Origin of the sequence: Pelorhabdus rhamnosifermentans, assembly GCF_018835585.1 — a bacterium.
GTDB lineage: Bacteria > Bacillota > Negativicutes > UMGS1260 > UMGS1260 > Pelorhabdus > Pelorhabdus rhamnosifermentans.
The window spans coordinates 1-18,494 of sequence record NZ_JAHGVE010000005.1 but is presented as its reverse complement, the minus strand read 5'-3'; the positions used below and the strand labels follow the sequence as shown (position 1 = coordinate 18,494).

Sequence of the window (18,494 nt, the reverse complement as noted above, 5' to 3'; positions counted from 1 at the left end):
TCTTATAATCAGTAAAAGTGGGCTTTGAAAAAAGAGACGCCCCGCAATACAATAACAATGGGCTGATCTGAGTAAAGAAAAGCACAAACCAAAAGGCCATCTATTCTTAACTTGATTCTATGCGGCGTCACCTCTTATAGTATAAACGTGGGTTTTATTATTTTTATTCCAGACTGTGGTATAATTGATAATAAATGCTAATATTTTTTAGGAAGAATATTGATTAAAGTTTTTTTACAATGCCTGAAAATTATTGTGAAGGAGAATCTGTAGTGAAAAAATTTTTTTTTATAATTATTTTTATTATAATTATTTTGAGTTTTACAAACCAGCAAATTAGTTTAGCAAACGAAAAAGAACCTTATACTATTGAAAGTACTATCTGTAATTATAAAAGTGAAGTAAATGGAATCGAAAAGTCTATTTGCATTGAACATATTATGTTTAATGCGAATATTAATAATCAAAATCATCTTTTAGAAGCTGTTATTTATAGACCTATGGATGATAAGCAACATCAAGTTATGATTTTTACTCATGGTAGGAAAGGCCCGAATCCACCGAAAAATCCAAGACAATATTTGGCGTATAACAATATCTGTAAATACTTCGCAGGGGAAGATTTGGTTGTCATGTATGTAGTCCGAAGAGGCTTTGGCAATTCGGAAGGTTCCATTATGGATGAATATAAAGACACACCACTGTCTTCTGGTTTGGAAATGGTTAAGGATTTATCAGCTGCTATTGATTATATTAAAACGAAAGATTATGTATTAAAAGATAAATATGTTATCGCCGGCCATTCCCAAGGTGGTTGGGCTGCTTTATCTTCTTCTACAGTGAAAATAGATGGGGTTGCTTGTGTTATTAATTTTTCTGGTGCAACAAACTATGCAAAAGCACCGCGAATCTCTAATTGGCAGCCAGTTGTCAACCGTAATCTTACTGAAACTTGCAAAATACTTGGTAAGTCCAATAAAGTTCCTACTTTGTGGATTTATGGCACAGATGAACCCAATCGAACACCTGATCAAACAAAAGAGATGTTTGATACCTTTGTTTCATCAGGCGGAAATGGAAATTTAATAATTTTGCCTGGAATTGATCACGACACTACCAATTCAAGCGCAATTAAATTATGGCAAGTTGAGGTTCGAAAGTTTTTAGAAAAAAATAGCATTGTGAATTTGCAAAATAACTCAGTCCTACCTTCTCACAATAAATTAGTAGCATAGCGTATTAGTTTACAACTGGGGAAATGTCGATACCGACAGTATGGATGGTAGACATCGTATTTATATTGAACGCTTTTGAAGGATAATAAATCTACTAAATATCCACCTAGGCAGATCAAAAAAAGTGATTGATAAGGAAAATACGTAATAAAAAGGAGTAGAATCTGAATGGAATGGGAAAAACAAACTACTTTAGATAAGATACTAATATATAGTTATCTATTTTTAAGTCTGTTTGATCATATTTTTAGTTGGATAAAAATAATAGAAGTATGTGTTGTTTTTATTTACCTAGTTTCTAACATTATCAAATTTTTACGTTGTCGAAGAGATCCTGTTTTTAAAGCGAAAATTACTCGTATTGGAATTAAATTAGAAACTATGTATTACTTAGCAATGGTAATGCTATTTTTAGTATTGGTTTTTCAAATATTTACAATAATTCATTTTAACACATAGGTGGCCTCTACACATGATCTGGTGCAAATTTGAATTTCACCAATTTTTTCACATTTTTTGAAATTTTGTTTTATTTAAAAGGATGTTCCATAATCATTTCAACTATAGGATATAAAGTCGCTCTTTTCATCTCACAATAATATCTTTTTCTCACTTCTTTTGTTATTAATGGGCAACCATTTTTGCAAATGCTTTGAACATAGCAATTTTTACAGTCCAAATTAAACGATTTTGTATCATCATAGGATATGACATTTTTCAGATAACTAAAATATCCATCATAGATATTTCCTAATTTAGTATGAGTGTTATGACAACGGTATAAATTTCCATCCAAATCAAGGTTTAGAACATTGTATCCGTTACCACATTTGCATACAGAAAACCTAATGTCTCTGTTCATCTTATTTCTAACATACCTACTGATAAACTTTACATAAAAAGGATTGAATTCTTTATTGGATTGATAATTTTTATAGTGCTCACACATTATTTTCATTTCTTTCGAAATTCTACTACAATCTAGTTCTGTCAAATATTTAGCTTCAAGACCGGTATCCATTATTTCATCCATATTAATATTTAGTGAAGCAGGCAATAATTTATTTGCTTTTCGATATTTAATATATTCTTTGTTTAATTTATCCACTTGTTCTACAATAGACAAAGGGTAGTTATAAGAACTTAATACTGCCGAAATGCAGACATTATTTAAATTAAATATGCATTCTTTTAAGGTAGAGTTTTTAAATATATTTTGACCTCGAGTTTCTTTAACATTAATTCCATCCCAACTAATAGTTACATTAATTTTATAATTATTTAAAAATTCTACTTTATCCCGAGTAAGCAAACTACCATTACTGATTATAGAAAAAGTGCAATTGCAATCTTGTAATGCTTTTGTAATTGAGACAATATTATTCCAATATAATAGCGGTTCTCCTCCATAAAACAGTATCCTCAAGGGGCTTTTCTGGCTTTGGGCTGTTTCCTTCAAGAAGTCTATCGTATCAGAATTTATTTTTGAGGTAACTTCCTCAGTTATTAAAGGATGCTGTAAACAATATTTACACTGAAAGTTGCAAGACGAACCTAGCATTATAAAAATACAATTTATATTTTGTCTTAGGAATTTTTTCATAAGAATATCGCTCCTTATCTAACATTAACTGTCGCAGTATCCGTAATTATTAGTAATGATTAGTGTCGTAATAGAAACAGTAAGGGGTTTGGATTTATAGAAAAATTGAACTTTAATGACATTAAATCAGTATTGTCTTTTTTAGACACAAAGAATATTTGACGCATAACCCAATATGGTTCACATTGATTGGGTTTTAAGTGTATTCAATATTTAACAAGACGTTACAAAAATGCAACGTCTTGTTGAAACGAATATATTAGGAATTACACCAACAAGATGCAAATTTCATCGACCAAATAATTGTATCTATAAATTAATTACTACCACTAGAAGAAGTGAGAGGGTCTACATGCGATACTACTCTTGCATTCCAATTTGTATAACCATCACTTTTCTTCTTTATACCAATATTTGTTGAAAGTGCTACCACGCCTCCGACAGAGTTATTAATACCAATGGTTTCTGCAAGGTTACTTCCTTTAATGTAAGCTGCTATCTGAGTAGCTGCGTTTTGAAGTATACCTTGGACTGTTGAATCTTCAAATGTTGACATTAAATAAACCTCCTCCTAATGTTATTTTTATGCCTTTATAAAACTATTGTAGCGTCAACGTTAAATTATTAACGATTTAATGGTAGGATAAAAATTAATCGCCGCCGTCGCCGCCATCGCCGTCGCCATCGCCGTCGCCATCGCCATCGCCGTCGCCGTCGCCGTCGCCGTCGCCGTCGCCGTCGCCGTCATCGCCGCAATCACTACTGCAATCACAATCACTGCTACAATCACAATCACTACTACAATCACAATCACAATTACAATCACAATTAGTCCCGGTAGCAGCTCCTGCTGCTGCTGCATCCACGTCTTGTTGAGCCTCTGCTAATCCAGCATCAACTTGAGATTGGGCCACAGCTGACGCAATATCATTTACATACGACGTTGCTGTTGTACTCCACCCTGTATAATTGTCAACTGTATTTACACCAATACTTACTGCACAACCTACTACCCCTGCGACAGTAGTGTCAGCTCCAACGGCTTTTGCAGCAGCAGCTCCTGCCATGTATGATGCTACACTATCAGCCGCTTTTTGAGCTATACCTTGAACTGTCGAATCTACTAGATCTGGCATTAAGCAAACCTCCTAACATTTTATTAATATTTTTTATGAATTTGCGAAACCTGATTCGAAGAACCTAAAACTAGATGGCTTAGAGAGCGGACCTCTTTTCTGTTACGAATAAGTTACTTTTTTTAACTTTTAGCGTATGAAATCGCTGTTGGTGAAATTCCTACTATTACTATATCCCGTAAACCGGATGTAAATTGGCAATATAAAGTGATTTCGGAGTCAATATAGAGAGGTCTACATCCAGTTAAGAATTTTATGAAAGTATTTTTTTTATTGTATCAATAGCCGTTCTACGATATCTACGAAATTGATCTTCACTAATATTCATTTCACTACACACTTCAAACTTTCGCATTTTCTCGAAATAAAATAGTTTTATTAATTGTTTACAATCTTTAGTAAGTGCATTATAGGATATTTCGATAATTCTAACCAAATTGCTAGCTTGTGGTATGCTCATTCGCTTAATTGCCAAGTTTTCGGTCGGGTTACTAATATCTGTAGTATGAGGCATACCTTCATAACTAGACGTACAAAACGGCTCAATTTCACATAATCTCTCTTCTTCAAGGATTGACTTAGCTTTTAGATAGTTATAATCCCTTAGTAAATGAATAATATAATCTTCAAATTTAGCAGCTTCTTTGTCTTTTGGCCCGTGTTTCACTAAGTCTATTCCAAATGTATTATCTTTAATTGATAACGAATTTATTGTCATATTAGTCCCCTCCTACGCATTTTAAGTTTTCTATCCACCACGATTGTTCCACGACATAAATATCAAATGTTATCAATACTATGACCATTAATATAACTTCAATATTCTCATAGTTGCACTCTAAAAAACTGTAACTATGAGGCTTTTTTCTTATGTTTTTTGACTTGGCTATCAAACAAAAATGAAACCCTTATCTCTAATACTCTACAGACTGCTTCCATTAAATCTATATGCCATCGTCGTTTTTTACGCAATAGGCTTGACATTTGTTGTGTCGAACAACCAACATACAATGCCAAACGGGTTATATCCATATTCTTTTTTTCCATGACAGCTTTAACAATTTCAATAAATTCTTCCATAATAACCCTCCTAAGTTAATAATTTGATGTTTTCTATATAATAATCATATTGCTTATTTTAAACAACGTGTTAAATAAGCAATATGATTAAAAAAATCAAGAATTTTAATAATAATTTATATATTTTCTCCATATTGATTAGTTTTTTATCTTTTTTTAATCAATATGATTATTGTGTGTTGCTTTTAGATGTGTTATGTTTTAGGTCAAATTGATTAAAAAGGAGATATTATAAATGGAAAAACAACAGACGAAACTACGAAACATAAGAAAATTAAAATCAAAAGAGCTTGGTTTATCTGTTAAAGACATTGCCGGATTTTTGGGTATATCGATACAACATTATTACGCGTTAGAACGTGGAGAGCGTCGGTTAAATGCAGACCAAATTAATTCAATATCCAAATTATTAGGTATATCTAGCAATGACATACTAGGTGCAATTGAAAATAATAATGAAATACTTAGTAACCTTCAAGATACAACTCTTTTTGTGTTTGTTAAAAAGTTTGTTTTCAACAAATTAAAAGAGACCGCCAACAATATGTTGTGGTCTCATTCCGAAGTAGAAAAATATATAACAGATTTAGAACTCGAAGATAAAAATAAACAAATTGAATTTTTGTTGGCTATAATTAAAAATATTACTATCGTTGATGGAGAACCTATTATAGAAATGGAAAGTCCGAGTAATTTAGAGATATTACGAACTACAAAATTGACAGTTGATGAAGTTATTGAAATTGTAAAAGGCTTTCCGCCTAATAAACGAAAAGCCATTCTAAAAAAATTAATTGATATTAGTTAATCTAATCCAATATCATAGAATAAAAATTCCTATAGAAATGGAACCGATTATACCTTAAAATTCTCCTAAAATATATCAATATCACATTTCAAACTCAGGATTATTACATTTATACTGCTCATGAATAAATTCCATGCGTCCTGGTTGTAAAAGTGTCAATTCAAGTAAAATAGTTAATTCCATGAACTTAATATCCTCTGTCAAAACTCCATTAATACTAGATTCATCTTTAACAATATCCATATAAAATCCCCTCCTTTTTTATGATAATTGATATAGATTATTATTATAAAGTAATTTTACCATTTTTCTTATAAAATCAGTTAAAATATTACTTTATTTTACATAGGCAATCAGAAAAAATTTCAGATAGAGTTTTCTTGCGTAAATGCTTATAAATTGATTCTTAAGTCAAACCGCCTAAAAAATATATTTGTTAGAAACATCCAGCAATCGAGTTCATATATAATCTTTTCTACTTCTGTTATATCTTAGTTTATAAGACAAACAAAAAATCGTCTCACTTTAATGAGTCGACTATTAATTTTAGTAGGGGCTTACTTTTACTTTATTGTTGAAGAAGCCCCTATTCGGTTTACCTTAACAGCACCGTAAGGTTTAAAAAAATAGTTATATGTCTGTAGCGTATCCAGGAAATACTCTACACTATTAGAATATCATGTCCCGTAAAGATTTTACGCTAAAAGAAGGATGTTTTGGGGCTACTTTATAGGCTGTTTCAAGGGAGATTAGTATTTACATTTCAAACCTTGAACGATTTACCAAGCGAAAAGCTGGAAGCAATAAAGACAAAATTCATAAATTTCACAAGGGACAATATTCGAGAAAAGAACAATATAACAGTTGAAGGTAACATCAAGGATATTGGTAAATGCAAAGTAATTTGGATAGTTAGTTCGGGAAAATGTCGGGTTATTGATGCTACTTTGATAGAGAACGGCGTAATGTGGGATTTTCATGTGGCCATTCCTTCAGAATATCTTGATACCATGACGATAGAGCTAGAACAGATGATTGAATCATTCACTATGATTTAGTAAAGTTGTATAATTGTGCAGAGAATTTTAAACAACTTATAGTTTTCAATAATTTGGAAATTGAGGGGGCGGTTCTCTAGAGTTTGATTTTGACTCAAAAGAGCCATCCCTTCAATTTCAATGTAGAACATAGACAAAGAAGTTGCCTAAAATAATTTTGACCGGCTGGACGGACAGTAGAATTGCCTATGTTTTACATAGAACGAATAATTCTGAATTTTGCTATTGAGAGAGTATTCTATTTATGATATCTTTATAGAAAGATTATGTAGAAAAAAGACGGAATTTTAAAGTTTTTGAAGGAAAAGATAAGCTCATAATTTAGGTAAAAATGGAGGCTTATTATGGAAGAACGGGACTGGCTTATCTTACACACTTTATGTGAAAAAAAAGCATAACTAAAACTGCGCAAGTGTTATATATTTCACAGCCTACATTGACCGGACGCCTCCAGCAAATCGAAGAACTATTTGGGGTGCAAATTGTTATACGCAGTAAAAGGGGAGTGTCTTTTACTCCTGAAGGGACATATTTAGTTGAGTGTGCAAGGAAAATGTTGCATGAAATGCATGGCATTAAAGAGACGTTACAGGCTATGAAACAAGAAGTGGCGGGAACATTAAGAATTGCAGCTTCGAAATCGAAGGGACGGTTCTCTAGAGTTATTTGATTTTGACTCAAAAGAACCGTCCCTTCGATTTTAGGAATAGACTCGAAAATCAGAATTAGTTGGCAGAATGATATGCTGCTGGGCGGCATCTCTTTGTTTGGTTGACGAACCATTGTTACGGGAAATATCGTTTTGCTAAAAAACACTTCAATTGTCACAATTTGGTCATAGGTTTTTGGTATTATGTGGCATGTACCTAAAGTCAAAGGAGGCATACAAATTATCTAGGAATAAAGCAATTTTTTTTTGAGGCATTGCGAGTTTTGCAAAAAGTAACACATCTTTTATCGTTCAATGCATGTAGTTTAAAAAAACAAAAAGGAGAGGTAATATAGAATATATGGGACAAAGAACGCTAACTTTGGAGATGGGATATCTGACATTTTGTGATGGCGATGGAAATGTGATCGGTACTTATAAAGCATCAACGGGTAAGTGGGGAGAAACTGATCCTACGAAAGAGAACGTTGGACCATGTCCGCCTGGGACTTATACCTTGTATCCTTCAGAAATTTCCGGTGGAACAGTTTTGTCCTTTATAGAGCGAAATATTCAGGGTAACTGGGGTATTTATAGGGCTCCGCTTCATCCCAATGCGGGTACGGATACTTACAATAGAGATGGACTTTTTTTGCATGGAGGAATATGGAATCCTTATGTTCATGGTTCAGCTGGTTGTATAAATGTGGGAACTCCTTGGGATAAAGAGCTATTTGATCTAATTAAGCAATCAGACGATTCTATTTTGGTTATAGTATCAAAATATCCCAATGAGTGGTCCGCGGAACCAGCATATGACGTTTATGCAGGCTAGGATAAAATATAATAAGGTGGTGTATCTACAAATAGGAAAAATATTTCGATTTACTATAATTGGCTTTTTTTTCATGGCTATAGCTAAAATAGACTTCTTAAATGGAATATTTATTTTATGTGGTCATTCTGCAGAAATGCGTCTTATATTATTAGCAATAGGTATTACTGTTTTATGTGTGCTTGCAACACTGTGTTTTACCCTCAAAGAACGGCTTAAACTTTTTTTAAACTTAAGTATTTGCTGCGTAATTATTCAAGCTGTCTGGTTTTCGGTGGGCCTAGCTACAGAAGGGCTAAGTTACATTCCTATTAAAGGTAGTATGCCGATTTTTCGGGAGGCGTTGCAAGAATATCTGAGGGGTATTTTAGTAGCGCCAATATTACACATTATTGCATTTATAATAAGTTTCCTTTATTTCATTGCTGTAATGTGTATAATTTTAGTGATTAAAAAAGGTTATAAACAAATCACAACATACTTTGCTAGGGAAAAATAAAATTTTATTTACAAAAAATTAAAATGGAATTTTGGAGGAAGTTTATGGGTTTTAGACTTAGTGTTAAAGGAAAAGAGAATATTGATTTAGGACCAGAGATGATTCAGTCAGTACATGTAGACGTATGCACGCCAACGGACTCAATGGCTAAATCTTCTAACGTCAATGCTACAATATTTATAAGCGGATGTATAGTGCTCATCGACTGTGGCTACCAAGATACGCTGGAATTCCGAACCCCTCCGGTGTCTTTGCTGAACCTTTTGGCACCAGACCTGACAGCGAACACGGCGTATAGCGTAATGGCAAACTGTGTACTCAAAGTAGCGCAAAGTTTAGCGGATACTGTGAGGGTGCAACTTATTTTATGTTAATAAATGTTAATATATGTTGATGAAGGACAATGGTCCCGCAACGCCGAAAACTGATAATAAATATATGTTTCAACATTGTGGTATAAGATTTTAAATAAGGTGGAGGTTACTTATGGGTACAAAAGTTTGTAGTAAGTGTGGAAAGCTTTTTTTTAGTAATGGAAATAATTTATGCTTGCAATGTCTTGAAGTTTACCAGAAGGAAGAAGATCTTGTCTTTGATTACTTGAGAAAAAGGAAAGCAGAAATTACTATAGAGCAACTATCTAAAGAAACTGAAGTTCCTTTAGATATGCTTATGGATATGTTTTATCACGATAGATTTATCGGTGATTACGTGGTGACATCTCAATGTGAGGTTTGCGGGGAACGTATTCGTCAAGGAAAGCTATGCAAGAAGTGTGCTTCCAAGCTCTGCAGTGGATATTAACAGAAGATAGCACGTCCGCAAACAACCGAAATAAAGGCTGTCAGTTTTAGCTCTAATTCAAAAAAGATAGTATATTACAGAGTGTGGCTTCGTGCTGCACTATTTTTGTCAATTCAAGGATTCCTACGTTTCCCTTTATTAAATAACGATATCAAGGCACAACTATGTCCACCCATGCAATCATAAGGGCAAGCAAAGTTATCTCCATTTTTCCTATCATACAATAGAGAAAACAGGGCTACATTGGATAGGGGCGGGGTGAGTTGGTGTAGTCCTATGAAGAGCAAAGTGGAGTCAAGGACTCCTCCCAAAAATTTTTGTGGAATTTTCGCTGGAATAGTCGAGCTTATCAATGCTGTCGTTTCAGAAAAATTAGGCGTGGCAGGTAGAAATAACTTTACGATATAGTAAATCATGGTATAATGAGCATTGATTCATATAATAAGAGGAGATGTTCAATATGGGAGATAAAAGCCCAAAGAACAAGGAAAAGAAGAAGAAAAAAGCTGATAAGAAAAAAGTTGCTACAGACTCTACCTTATCAGCAATACAATCTAAATGATATTAAACGTGACTGCTTAGGTGGTTGCGTTTTTTGTTTAAGAACACACAGGTATCTTAATGCAACTGTGGACTGCATTATTACCTCGAAACGTGGTCGCAACGGTGGGACCTACGATAAATTCAGACAAATTTTGCAAATCTGGGAGGAACTGGGGAGAATTGTGTGGAAAACTTAGGAAATCGAAGGGACGGTTCTCTAGAGTTATTTGATTTTGACTCAAAAGAACCGTCCCTTCGATTTTAGGAATAGACTCGAAAATCAGAATTAGTCGGCAGAATGATATGCTGCTGGTTGTCATTCTTTGTTTGGTTGACAAACTGTTGTTACGGGAAATATTGTTTTGCTAAAAAAATACTTCAATTGTCACAATTTGGTCATAGGTTTTTGGTATTATGTGACATGTACCTAAAGTCAAACGAGGCATACAATTATCTAGGAATAAAGTGATCTTTCTTTAGTAGGCATTGCGAGTTTTGCAAAAAGTACACATATTTTATCTTTCAATGCATGTAGTTTAAAAAAACGAAAAGGAGAGGTAATATAGAATATATGGGACAAAGAACGCTAACTTTGGAGATGGGATATCTGACATTTTGTGATGGCGATGGAAATGCGATCGGTACTTACAAAGCCTCAACGGGCAAATGGGGGGAAAATGATCCTGCGCAAGAGAATATTGGACCATGTCCGCCTGGTACTTATACTTTGTATCCTTCAGAAATTTCCGGTGGAACAGTTTTGTCATTTATAGAACGAAATATTATTGGGCGTGGAAACTGGGGTGTATATAGGGCACCACTTCATCCCAATGCCGGTACTGATACTTACAACAGAGATGGATTTTTTTTACATGGAGGAGTATTAAGCCCCTATTTTGAGCATGGTTCGGCTGGTTGCATAAATGTGGGAACTCCTTGGGATGAAGAGCTATTTGATCTAATTAAGAAATCTGATGATTCTATTTTGGTTATAGTATCAAAATATCCCAATGAATGGTCCGCGGAACCAGCATACGACGTTTATGCTGGTTAGGATAAAATATAATTAGGTGGTGTGTATACAAATAGGAAAAATATTTCGATTTACTATAATTGGCTTTTTTTTGATGGCTATAGCTCAAGTAGACTTTTTTAATGGAACATTTATTTTACGCGGCCCTTCTTCAGACATACGCTTTATATTTTTAGCAATAGGCAATACTATTTTATGTGTGCTTGCAACACTGTATTTTACCTATAAAGAGCGACTCAAACTCTTTTTTAATTTAAGTATCGGTTATGTAATTTTTCATGCTGTCTGGTTTTCGGTGAATCTAGCTACAGAAGGGCTAAATTACATTCCTATTAAAGGTAGTATGCCGATTTTCCTGGAGGCGTTTCAAGAATATTTGAAGGGCATTTTAGTAATGCCAATATTACATATTATTGCATTCATAATAAGTTTCTTTTATTTCATTGCTGCAATGTGTATAATTTTAGTGATTAAAAAAGGTTATAAACAAATCACAACATACTTTGCTAGGGAAAAATAAAATTTTATGTATAAAAAATGTATAAAAAATTTTGGAGGATTTTATGGGTTTTAGACTTAGCGTTAAAGGAAAAGAGAATATTGATTTAGGATCAGAAATGATTCAGTCAGTACATGTAGATGTATGCACGCCAACAGACTCAATGGCTAAATCTTCTAATGTCAATGCTACAATATTTATAAGCGGAAAACTTATTTCTAACACGATGATTAAACAGGACGAAACTTTAAAACTATTTAACTGGTCGTTAGTTCCAGCACAAAACGCAGAAGCCTATCGAGACGTAACTATTAAAGTAATTGCAGCCGATAATGTTTTTCGGATAGTACATTTTCCAAATACTTTTGTGATTGATTATAGTGAAAGATATAATGATCACATAGGTGTTGGTGAGTTTTCATTAGTGCTAAGACAAAAAGCGGATAAAATACCTGATATAACGGCTGACGGTGGTCAGAAATTAGACGGATAATAAAAGCCAGCCATTAAATAACAATTGTTCTGGAAATCGAAGGGACGGTTCCCTTGAGTTATTTGATTCTGACTCAAAAGAACCGTCCCTTCGATTTCCCAATTAATACTGGAATTATATACCTGGGGAGCAAGGCAAAACAAGAGAGCAGCTTTCAACTTTCATGGACAAAACTGCTAAGCAAGGCATGGTTATTGGGGGCTAGCAGTTACAGAAACATTGACCCGACCATTTCATAAGAACTATACTAAGAGGGTAGCTCTTTTTCCATTTATCATAGAAATACTTTTTTAGGAAGTGATTTTTTGAATTGGAAAACTATCCTAGCAATCCTTTCCTGTAACATCATTTTTATGTCGGCCAGCTACACCATGCTGATTCCTTTCCTTCCCATGTACCTGACGCAGGAACTTGGCGTGGATGCGGCATCCGTGAACCTATGGTCCGGCATCGTCTTTTCCTCGACCTTTTTTGTCAGCGCCATCATGGCACCTATTTGGGGGCGTATGGCCGATACCAAAGGAAAACGCCTAATGGCCATACGTGCCAGCGTCCTCCTGACTGTCAGCTATTTTTTAGGCGGCATCGTCACTTCGCCAGAGCAGCTCACGCTGATGAGGGCCTTCCAGGGCTTTGCTGCCGGGCTTTGGCCTATGGAGCTCGCCATTATGACACTTTATGCTCCGCCGGAGAAGCTCGGGCTCTGCTTAGGTACGATGCAGGGCGTCCTGACTGGCGGTGGCGTCATCGGACCGCTTCTGGGCGGCATCCTGGCTGAGTGCTTCGGGATGCGCGTGTCCTTTTTTCTTGCGGCAGCCGGCCTTTTATTCAACAGTTTCATGTTCATCTTCTTTGTCAAGGAACCGCCAGATCCGGCACGCAAGGACACTTCCACGGCAGAAGCTGTCCCGGTAGAGAAAAGCTCCTCTCTGCTGCATATTCCTTTGATCCGCGATATGCTGGTTTGCGGCATGCTGGTGCAGATGGTTATCCTCATCCTGCAGCCGATCATGACGACATATATCACCGGGCTCGCCGGGGACCTGCCAAATCTCATCTTCGTCTCCGGCCTCATCTTTTCCCTGGGCGGCATTGCCGGAGCCATCACCGCTCCCTTTTGGGGACAGTTCGGCCAGCATCATGGGTTCTTCAAGGCAATGAGCCTCGCTCTGGTTTTTGCCGGTGTCTCCATCACGATACAGGGAATCCCAGATAACCTCTATTGGTTTGCCGGGATGCAATTTGCCGGTGGCCTCTTCTTTTCTGGCATCTATCCCTCCATCAATGCAATCCTGGCGGCAAATACGCCGTCCAGGCTCAAAGGCAGCATCTTCGGCCTGTCCTTTTCCACCCAGCAGATTGGTTCTATGGCCGGGCCGCTTTTGGGTGGCGCCATCGCGACCTTCTGGGGAATGAAATATGTCTTTTTCACGGCCGGAGCAATCCTTATCGTCCTAAGCTTCGCGGTCCATCACCGCTTTATTGCGGACTCCGCAGCAAAGACGTCTACCGAACCGCTGATGAAATGAGCTTGTCGATTGGCAAGGATATTTCGTCGTCTTCCATAAAAATACGGGGCTGACGTTCCAAATCGGCAGCCCCGTATTTTTTCATGAAAGACGTTCGGTTACCGGCACAGGCAGGGAGAAAATGAACCGTCAAGGCAACAGAGCGAATAAATCAGATTATGCGAAAAATTATGATATAATTAATCAAAAAACAAATAAGTATTATTCCTTAGTGCGATTCTCTTTGGAGAGTCGTACTATCAATATACGAGTTATGTCTAGACCTCTATACCACGTAATATTGTTTCGGAAGGAATTTGATGTGGGGGGTATTTTTTCCTCGTTAACGGTCTGTGGATTTGTATCATGGAGGGTGAATCGCTCTCTGAATGTACATATAATCATATTGCCTTTAAAATAGATGATGAAGAATTCGAAACCTATGAAGCCAAAGTACGGGCGCTTGGCGTTGACTTTCGGCCACCCCGGCCAAGAGTTGAAGGTGAAGGTCGCTCAATGTATTTTTATGATTTTGACAACCATCTTTTTGAGTTGCACACTGGCACACTTTCAGAAAGATTAGCGCGTTATGCTCGCTGATGCCCCTCCTTTGATATTGCCTAGATGTTTAAAACACGATGCAAGTTAGGTAGTATGCAGATGAAGTTTATCATATGGCAAGTAATTGCAAACATTAAACGGGTTTTCTTCGAAGCATGGTATAGAGCATGAAAGGTGGTTTAGCAATGAAGATTCTCATAGTCGGCTATTTTACCGAGACCTCAAAATCAAATATTGCAAGGCATTTTCCGGGAGACTGGGACATTGTAATTGTCCCGCCCGGGAAAGAAATGCTGCATCATATTGAAGATTGCCAGGTAATCATACCTGAACATATTAAAGTGGACCGCAGCCTGCTTTCTATAGCAAAAAAATTAAAATTGGTACAGACGGGGGCAGGATTTGATAATGTAGATATCGATGCTTGCACGCAGCTCGGCATTTGGGTAGCCAATGCTGCAGGAGTGAATGCACAGGCAGTGGCCGAGCACGTAATGGCACTGATATTGTCTTATTATAAAAACATACCGTTTCTTGATGCTTTCATGAAAAACAGGATGGATGAAAATCAATTGGACTATACAGGGAGTGAATTAAAGGGCAAAACAATTGGGATTATCGGCTTGGGCGCCATCGGTAAAAAAGTAGCTGAGTTTTGCAGGGCTTTTGATATGAATGTGCTGGCTTATGCTAGAAATGCCGTTGTAGAGTCTGACGGTTTTGTGAAAATGACGGATTTCGATAATCTTGTAAGCACATCGGACATAGTAAGTGTACATATATCTCTTAATCAGCAAACTAAACAGCTGATCAACAAAGCAGTATTCAAGAAAATGAAGAATACCGCACTTTTTATAAATACAGCCCGCGGCGGGATTGTCAATGAAAGAGACTTGACAGATGCATTAAAAAACAGGGACATTTCAGGCGCATGCCTAGATGTGTTTGAATCTGAACCGCTTCCAACTGACAGTGAGCTCCGGAATCTTGGTAATGTGATACTTACTCCCCATACGGCAGGTATGCCTGACGGTCGCAAATTCCATAAAAAAAGATATGATTTCTTTGTGAATAATATAAAACGTGTAGAGAATGGCGAAGAGCCTGAAAGCAAGCTCAATCAGTTATTATAGTTTGGTACAATAAAAATAAGAGTCCTTTTGACGTGTTCCTATAGGGACATTTTATGAACGGTGGGTATTGGGTGAGGCAGACAGCAGATCAAGCTGTCTGCCTTTGCCGTTGTTTGGCTATTTTTTCGGCTTCTTCGGCGAATGCACCGCCGACGCCGATGTCACGTTTTAGATAAATCCGCCGTATTCAGCTACACGTAAAGGAGTTGAACGAATAGTTGTTGCTGCTTTCGAATATGCCCAAAAACACGGGAGAAAATCCGTTACGATGGCTGGCAAATCAAACGTGTTGCGTTTAGTTACGATCTTTGGCAGCGTACATTTAGTGATGTAGCCCGACGTTATCCGGGTATAAAAGCGGATAACGAGTATGTGGATGCACTTGCAATGCGCTGGATGGGCGTGTCCGCGGGAAATAGAGTTTGTTTAATTGTTAGTTCTGAAGTTCTTAGCAGCCCTAAGTGTCATTAAGTCTAGAAATCTATATTTAGTATATAGAAGTATACTACGTTACTTTTAAGTGCGTACTTGTATAAAATACTATTGTTGTCTAATATTATAGCAAGAAGAAAATTTCCAGGAAAGAAGAAATGGTTATTTTCTTAGGTAATTCTTAGAAATTAGTAAAAACGAGGAGTGTAGATATGAAAAAATCCTTAGGTGCTAAAACTTTTGCTATGCCTGCCCCAGTATGGGTAGTTGGAACGTATGGAGAAAATGGTGAGCCTAACATAATGACTGCTGCCTGGGGGGGCATTTGTTGTTCTGTTCCTCCTTGTGTGGCAGTATCTTTGCAAAAGCCTCGTGCCTCTTATGCCAATATTCTTGCACATAAGGCGTTTACAATTAATATACCATCTGCTGCTCATTTAACTGAAACTGATTATGTAGGTATCATTAGTGGGAAAAATGAAGATAAATTTTCAGCTGTCAAACTTACTCCAGTCAAGAGTGATATAGTTGATGCTCCTTACGTTAAAGAATTTCCTTTAGTACTTGAATGTAAATTACTACAGGTTGTTGAAATTGGTCTACATACCCAGTTCATTGGAGAAATTATAGATGTTAAGGCAGAAGAAAATGTTCTTGGTGAAAAAGGCTTGCCGATTTTAGAAAGGGTAAATCCGTTTCTCTTTAGTCCGTCAGAGGGAAAATACTATGCTGTCGGACAATTCTTAGAACAATCATTTTCTAGTGGATCGAAATTTAAGAAATAATATAGGGATTCAAGATAAGAACTACTTTCATTAAGCACCAAAAATTTATGAAAAATAAATGGAGGAATTTTTATGATCGTTTTAGTAGCCACTATGATAGCGAAACAAGGTAAGGAAGCTGAGCTTGAATCTGCATTGAAATCTGTCATACCAATGGTGGGACTGGAGGAAGATACATTGCAGTATAGTCTGCACCGTTCGCAGGAGGATTCAAGTAAATTTCTTTTTTATGAAAAGTATGCGAATAAAGAGGCATTGGAGTTTCACGGATCTACACCATATCTAAAAGAGTTGTTCAGTAAAATTGAAAATTTGCTATTGGAAAAACCAGCAATTTCCTTATACGAAGAAATTGCAGCCATTAAATAAAATGGCTGTACAACTCGGCGAACCTTCTGTTAGCATTACCGAACTAGCAGGAGGTTTCTTTAAATAATAAATCGAAGGGACGGTTCTCTTGAGTTGTTTGATTCTGACTCAAAAAAACCGTCCCCTCGAGCTACTGCTGCGCTTGACCGCCTGAATAAGTATTTTACTTTCAGCGAAATGCCGATAGTAAGCAGCCTTTATTGGAATATGGTATTTGAACCTGACTCAAGTGTAGCGGTGGATACTCATGGCCAGCAGATTTTACAGACATTAGGTGCCAATATGTCGGATATGCTGAGAATGAAGAAAAATATACAGTAAGTGGAGGAATAACTATGGCTATATTAGTGGTATGGGCCAGTCCGAATGAGGACGGCTTGACAGCCTCGGCAAAGGATCATGTAGTAAAAGGAATCAAAGCCACGGGCGTGGAAGCGGAAATCCTTCATTTGAATAAATGTAATCTGAAGAACTGCCTTACCTGCGGGAATGGGTGGGGTAAATGCCAATCAGATGGACAGTGTGTCATACCAGATGATTTTTCAGTTATATACAATAAGCTGATTGCAGCCGATGGAATCGTGTGGATTACCCCTGTTTACTGGCATGACCTCTCTGAGCGCTTGAAGTATTTCTTAGACCGCTTACGGCGTTGTGAAACGGCGCACAACCACTATTTGCAAGGAAAGGCGTGCCTTTTGATTGCCTGTGCCGGGGGTACGGGGCGTGGCGCAATACAATGCCTTCACAATCTCGAAGCAACACTTAACCATATGGGAATGGTCGCTGTTGACCGCTTACCTGTGATCCAATTTAATCGAGATTATATGCTCACGGCTTTGGCTGGTGCGGGACAATCATTTACAACCTATTTGCACAAGAATATATGATGACAGCAAGGTCTTTTATTGTAGCAACAAAGTCGGCATAAAAAATGTTATCCTGTTTTTTAAATTGTAGGGACGGTTCTCTTGAGTTATTTGATTCTGACTCAAAAGAACCGTCCCTTCGATTTTTGAAGAGCAAAGTGGAGTCAAGGACTCCTCCCAAAAATTTTTGTGGAATTTTCGCTGGAATAGTCGAGCTTATCAATGCTGTCGTTTCAGAAAAATTAGGCGTGGCAGGTAGAAATAACTGTCAATAACTTTTGAAAATGTCACCTAAAAAGGGTTCTAATTATCGGATGAAAATGTCACTTTAGAATTTAAGCATAATTTTTCAGGAAAATGCTTTCAAGCATCAAAAGGATATCTTTATCGCCATCTTCAAAAGTTACTTTTTTTACCAAGGTGTGGCCATATTTATAATAATGGCTATCTGGTGGAGAATAAGGAGTTTTGCCCGATTTTGAGGTTGAGCTTGGCTGATTTAATTTCTTCTGTTTGATATAAGGAAGAACAGAGAAAAGAGTTTTTTTGAACTCTACAGCAA

General features: G+C 36.6%; 25 protein-coding genes and 2 pseudogenes. 20 read left to right on the top strand and 7 right to left on the bottom strand.

The features are described 5' to 3' along the window. The first annotated feature begins 272 nt into the window (after positions 1–272). A complete protein-coding gene (locus Ga0466249_RS26545; RefSeq protein WP_215828819.1) occupies positions 273–1,235 on the top strand; it encodes an alpha/beta hydrolase family protein in 963 nt (320 codons plus the stop codon). A 168-nt stretch (positions 1,236–1,403) separates the two neighbouring features. Then, entirely contained in the window at positions 1,404–1,694 is a 291-nt protein-coding gene (locus tag Ga0466249_RS07385; protein ID WP_215828818.1) for a hypothetical protein, read from the top strand. A 70-nt stretch (positions 1,695–1,764) separates the two neighbouring features. Here the strand turns inward: Ga0466249_RS07385 and Ga0466249_RS07380 are convergent, their stop codons facing one another. The 5 genes from Ga0466249_RS07380 to Ga0466249_RS07360 form a co-directional block, all read right to left on the bottom strand. Continuing rightward, complete coding sequence (locus Ga0466249_RS07380; RefSeq protein ID WP_215828817.1) at positions 1,765–2,838, bottom strand: radical SAM/SPASM domain-containing protein; 1,074 nt, start codon at positions 2,836–2,838, stop codon at positions 1,765–1,767. A gap of 316 nt (positions 2,839–3,154) precedes the next feature. Further along, positions 3,155–3,394, bottom strand: coding sequence for a hypothetical protein (locus Ga0466249_RS07375; protein WP_215828816.1), 240 nt, complete (start codon positions 3,392–3,394; stop codon positions 3,155–3,157). A 94-nt stretch (positions 3,395–3,488) separates the two neighbouring features. Then, positions 3,489–3,974, bottom strand: coding sequence for a hypothetical protein (locus Ga0466249_RS07370; RefSeq protein ID WP_215828815.1), 486 nt, complete (start codon positions 3,972–3,974; stop codon positions 3,489–3,491). A 253-nt stretch (positions 3,975–4,227) separates the two neighbouring features. Continuing rightward, positions 4,228–4,692: a DUF722 domain-containing protein gene (locus Ga0466249_RS07365; protein WP_215828814.1), complete on the bottom strand. Its 465-nt coding sequence runs from the start codon at positions 4,690–4,692 to the stop codon at positions 4,228–4,230. Between the two features lie 134 nt (positions 4,693–4,826). Then, entirely contained in the window at positions 4,827–5,054 is a 228-nt protein-coding gene (locus Ga0466249_RS07360) for a helix-turn-helix domain-containing protein (protein ID WP_215828813.1), read from the bottom strand. Positions 5,055–5,289: 235 nt separating this feature from the next. Between Ga0466249_RS07360 and Ga0466249_RS07355 the strand changes: the two genes are divergently transcribed. Continuing rightward, positions 5,290–5,862, top strand: coding sequence for a helix-turn-helix domain-containing protein (locus Ga0466249_RS07355; protein WP_215828812.1), 573 nt, complete (start codon positions 5,290–5,292; stop codon positions 5,860–5,862). 81 nt (positions 5,863–5,943) lie between these two features. Here Ga0466249_RS07355 and Ga0466249_RS07350 read toward each other — a convergent pair whose 3' ends face one another. Further along, on the bottom strand, positions 5,944–6,105 hold the full coding sequence (locus Ga0466249_RS07350; RefSeq protein WP_215828811.1) for a hypothetical protein: 162 nt from the start codon (positions 6,103–6,105) through the stop codon (positions 5,944–5,946). Positions 6,106–6,578: 473 nt separating this feature from the next. Between Ga0466249_RS07350 and Ga0466249_RS07345 the strand changes: the two genes are divergently transcribed. The 17 genes and pseudogenes from Ga0466249_RS07345 (at position 6,579) to Ga0466249_RS07265 (ending at position 17,953) form a co-directional block, all read left to right on the top strand. Next, the gene (locus Ga0466249_RS07345; RefSeq protein ID WP_215828810.1) at positions 6,579–6,920 is read left to right on the top strand and encodes a hypothetical protein; all 342 of its coding nucleotides are present in this window, start codon (positions 6,579–6,581) and stop codon (positions 6,918–6,920) included. Between the two features lie 412 nt (positions 6,921–7,332). Next, positions 7,333–7,590 carry a LysR family transcriptional regulator gene (locus Ga0466249_RS27735; RefSeq protein ID WP_215828809.1) on the top strand — a complete coding sequence of 86 codons (258 nt, stop codon included), beginning with the start codon at positions 7,333–7,335 and terminating at the stop codon, positions 7,588–7,590. Between the two features lie 340 nt (positions 7,591–7,930). Further along, positions 7,931–8,404 (top strand): L,D-transpeptidase, encoded by a 474-nt coding sequence (locus Ga0466249_RS07335; RefSeq protein WP_215828808.1) that lies wholly within the window; start codon positions 7,931–7,933, stop codon positions 8,402–8,404. A 73-nt stretch (positions 8,405–8,477) separates the two neighbouring features. Next, positions 8,478–8,903 carry a hypothetical protein gene (locus tag Ga0466249_RS07330; protein WP_215828807.1) on the top strand — a complete coding sequence of 142 codons (426 nt, stop codon included), beginning with the start codon at positions 8,478–8,480 and terminating at the stop codon, positions 8,901–8,903. A 44-nt stretch (positions 8,904–8,947) separates the two neighbouring features. Beyond that, positions 8,948–9,277, top strand: a complete 330-nt coding sequence (locus Ga0466249_RS07325; protein WP_215828806.1) for a hypothetical protein — start codon at positions 8,948–8,950, stop codon at positions 9,275–9,277. A gap of 112 nt (positions 9,278–9,389) precedes the next feature. Next, complete coding sequence (locus Ga0466249_RS07320) at positions 9,390–9,707, top strand: hypothetical protein (RefSeq protein ID WP_215828805.1); 318 nt, start codon at positions 9,390–9,392, stop codon at positions 9,705–9,707. A gap of 1,114 nt (positions 9,708–10,821) precedes the next feature. Beyond that, positions 10,822–11,304, top strand: a complete 483-nt coding sequence (locus Ga0466249_RS07315) for a L,D-transpeptidase family protein (protein ID WP_215828804.1) — start codon at positions 10,822–10,824, stop codon at positions 11,302–11,304. A gap of 73 nt (positions 11,305–11,377) precedes the next feature. Then, positions 11,378–11,803, top strand: coding sequence for a hypothetical protein (locus Ga0466249_RS07310; protein ID WP_215828803.1), 426 nt, complete (start codon positions 11,378–11,380; stop codon positions 11,801–11,803). A 43-nt stretch (positions 11,804–11,846) separates the two neighbouring features. Next, positions 11,847–12,275, top strand: a complete 429-nt coding sequence (locus Ga0466249_RS07305; protein ID WP_215828802.1) for a membrane-associated protease 1 — start codon at positions 11,847–11,849, stop codon at positions 12,273–12,275. A gap of 305 nt (positions 12,276–12,580) precedes the next feature. Next, positions 12,581–13,804 (top strand): MFS transporter, encoded by a 1,224-nt coding sequence (locus Ga0466249_RS07300; protein WP_215828801.1) that lies wholly within the window; start codon positions 12,581–12,583, stop codon positions 13,802–13,804. A 312-nt stretch (positions 13,805–14,116) separates the two neighbouring features. Next, positions 14,117–14,383: pseudogene (locus tag Ga0466249_RS07295) on the top strand (VOC family protein); the annotation flags it as partial. Positions 14,384–14,529: 146 nt separating this feature from the next. Further along, the gene (locus Ga0466249_RS07290) at positions 14,530–15,477 is read left to right on the top strand and encodes an NAD(P)-dependent oxidoreductase (RefSeq protein WP_215828800.1); all 948 of its coding nucleotides are present in this window, start codon (positions 14,530–14,532) and stop codon (positions 15,475–15,477) included. 172 nt (positions 15,478–15,649) lie between these two features. Further along, positions 15,650–15,811, top strand: a complete 162-nt coding sequence (locus Ga0466249_RS27730) for an isocitrate/isopropylmalate family dehydrogenase (RefSeq protein WP_215829022.1) — start codon at positions 15,650–15,652, stop codon at positions 15,809–15,811. A 310-nt stretch (positions 15,812–16,121) separates the two neighbouring features. After that, on the top strand, positions 16,122–16,694 hold the full coding sequence (locus Ga0466249_RS07280; protein ID WP_215828799.1) for a flavin reductase family protein: 573 nt from the start codon (positions 16,122–16,124) through the stop codon (positions 16,692–16,694). Between the two features lie 72 nt (positions 16,695–16,766). After that, positions 16,767–17,063 carry a putative quinol monooxygenase gene (locus Ga0466249_RS07275; protein WP_215828798.1) on the top strand — a complete coding sequence of 99 codons (297 nt, stop codon included), beginning with the start codon at positions 16,767–16,769 and terminating at the stop codon, positions 17,061–17,063. A gap of 93 nt (positions 17,064–17,156) precedes the next feature. Further along, on the top strand, positions 17,157–17,384 hold the full coding sequence (locus Ga0466249_RS07270) for a hypothetical protein (protein ID WP_215828797.1): 228 nt from the start codon (positions 17,157–17,159) through the stop codon (positions 17,382–17,384). Positions 17,385–17,398: 14 nt separating this feature from the next. Next, positions 17,399–17,953, top strand: a complete 555-nt coding sequence (locus Ga0466249_RS07265) for a flavodoxin family protein (RefSeq protein ID WP_215828796.1) — start codon at positions 17,399–17,401, stop codon at positions 17,951–17,953. Positions 17,954–18,267: 314 nt separating this feature from the next. On the opposite strand, the pseudogene Ga0466249_RS07260 reads toward Ga0466249_RS07265, so the two are convergent. Continuing rightward, positions 18,268–18,494: pseudogene (locus tag Ga0466249_RS07260) on the bottom strand (ISNCY family transposase); the annotation flags it as partial.

Excerpts from the sequence above, each read along its gene's own strand:
- Ga0466249_RS07385 (WP_215828818.1), top strand. The coding sequence starts at position 1,404 with ATGGAATGGGAAAAACAAACTACTTTAGATAAGATACTAATATATAGT.
- Ga0466249_RS07380 (WP_215828817.1), bottom strand. The coding sequence starts at position 2,838 with ATGAAAAAATTCCTAAGACAAAATATAAATTGTATTTTTATAATGCTA.
- Ga0466249_RS07375 (WP_215828816.1), bottom strand. The coding sequence starts at position 3,394 with ATGTCAACATTTGAAGATTCAACAGTCCAAGGTATACTTCAAAACGCA.
- Ga0466249_RS07370 (WP_215828815.1), bottom strand. The coding sequence starts at position 3,974 with ATGCCAGATCTAGTAGATTCGACAGTTCAAGGTATAGCTCAAAAAGCG.
- Ga0466249_RS07365 (WP_215828814.1), bottom strand. The coding sequence starts at position 4,692 with ATGACAATAAATTCGTTATCAATTAAAGATAATACATTTGGAATAGAC.
- Ga0466249_RS07360 (WP_215828813.1), bottom strand. The coding sequence starts at position 5,054 with ATGGAAGAATTTATTGAAATTGTTAAAGCTGTCATGGAAAAAAAGAAT.
- Ga0466249_RS07355 (WP_215828812.1), top strand. The coding sequence starts at position 5,290 with ATGGAAAAACAACAGACGAAACTACGAAACATAAGAAAATTAAAATCA.
- Ga0466249_RS07350 (WP_215828811.1), bottom strand. The coding sequence starts at position 6,105 with ATGGATATTGTTAAAGATGAATCTAGTATTAATGGAGTTTTGACAGAG.
- Ga0466249_RS07335 (WP_215828808.1), top strand. The coding sequence starts at position 7,931 with ATGGGACAAAGAACGCTAACTTTGGAGATGGGATATCTGACATTTTGT.
- Ga0466249_RS07330 (WP_215828807.1), top strand. The coding sequence starts at position 8,478 with ATGGCTATAGCTAAAATAGACTTCTTAAATGGAATATTTATTTTATGT.
- Ga0466249_RS07325 (WP_215828806.1), top strand. The coding sequence starts at position 8,948 with ATGGGTTTTAGACTTAGTGTTAAAGGAAAAGAGAATATTGATTTAGGA.
- Ga0466249_RS07320 (WP_215828805.1), top strand. The coding sequence starts at position 9,390 with ATGGGTACAAAAGTTTGTAGTAAGTGTGGAAAGCTTTTTTTTAGTAAT.
- Ga0466249_RS07315 (WP_215828804.1), top strand. The coding sequence starts at position 10,822 with ATGGGACAAAGAACGCTAACTTTGGAGATGGGATATCTGACATTTTGT.
- Ga0466249_RS07310 (WP_215828803.1), top strand. The coding sequence starts at position 11,378 with ATGGCTATAGCTCAAGTAGACTTTTTTAATGGAACATTTATTTTACGC.
- Ga0466249_RS07305 (WP_215828802.1), top strand. The coding sequence starts at position 11,847 with ATGGGTTTTAGACTTAGCGTTAAAGGAAAAGAGAATATTGATTTAGGA.
- Ga0466249_RS07290 (WP_215828800.1), top strand. The coding sequence starts at position 14,530 with ATGAAGATTCTCATAGTCGGCTATTTTACCGAGACCTCAAAATCAAAT.
- Ga0466249_RS07280 (WP_215828799.1), top strand. The coding sequence starts at position 16,122 with ATGAAAAAATCCTTAGGTGCTAAAACTTTTGCTATGCCTGCCCCAGTA.
- Ga0466249_RS07275 (WP_215828798.1), top strand. The coding sequence starts at position 16,767 with ATGATCGTTTTAGTAGCCACTATGATAGCGAAACAAGGTAAGGAAGCT.
- Ga0466249_RS07265 (WP_215828796.1), top strand. The coding sequence starts at position 17,399 with ATGGCTATATTAGTGGTATGGGCCAGTCCGAATGAGGACGGCTTGACA.